The sequence below is a fragment of the Ensifer sp. GW823-FHT05D09 genome, assembly GCF_058795755.1.
The window spans coordinates 1-681 of record NZ_JBXAIA010000038.1; the positions used below are offsets into that span (position 1 = coordinate 1).

Sequence of the window (681 nt, forward strand, 5' to 3'; positions counted from 1 at the left end):
ACCTGCCCGGGCTCACGGCCGATCGTCAGGTCTTGCGGGTCATGGTTCGCCGCCAGGGCATCCTGAGGAACGTGACGGCTGTCCCGCCAGTCCGGATCCATGTCGCGGATGGCAAGCTCCAGGTTTTCGAGGTCGGCGAAGGGTGAGTTTCTCGTCCATTCCCCCGTTTTGTCGTTGCCGAGAACGATTTCGTTGCGGTGCTGGGTCGCCACATCGCTCTTGTTGCCGAGCTTTGAGTTGATGGCACGAATGTCCTCTGGTTTCCCGGTGATGAATGTCCAGCCGGGGCCGCTGTAAAAGGCGTCGGCGAAGGTTTTCAGTTTCTCCGGTGTGTCGTTTTCGGGATCGACGGTGATCGAGAGGACAAAAATGTTCTTGCCGATTTCGTCCCTCAGCCTGTCCACCACCTGGGCGATGCGCGCTGTCGTCAGCGGGCAGAGATCGGTGCAGCTGGTGAAGATGAAGCTGATGAGGACGATCCTGTCCTTGATCAGATCGTCATAGAAGCGAACCCTTTCGCCATTCTGAGTGACGACGTCGACATTCGGGAAATAGTCCTTTCCCCAACGCGAGCTCTTGGCCTCCGGTCCGCCTGGACTGAACAGAAGGATCGCAGTTATCGCCGCGACGGCGGCCAACCATCGTTTCATATGGATCTCCAAACAACGGGCAGGCGGGCGC

At 58.7% G+C, this 681-nt stretch carries 1 protein-coding gene; it reads right to left on the minus strand.

Annotated elements, in window-relative coordinates:
• Window positions 1–650, minus strand: a 650-nt coding sequence (locus AC1Q80_RS30815) for an SCO family protein (protein WP_492362939.1), incomplete at its 3' end; no start/stop codon positions are given.
• Window positions 651–681: the final 31 nt, after the last annotated feature.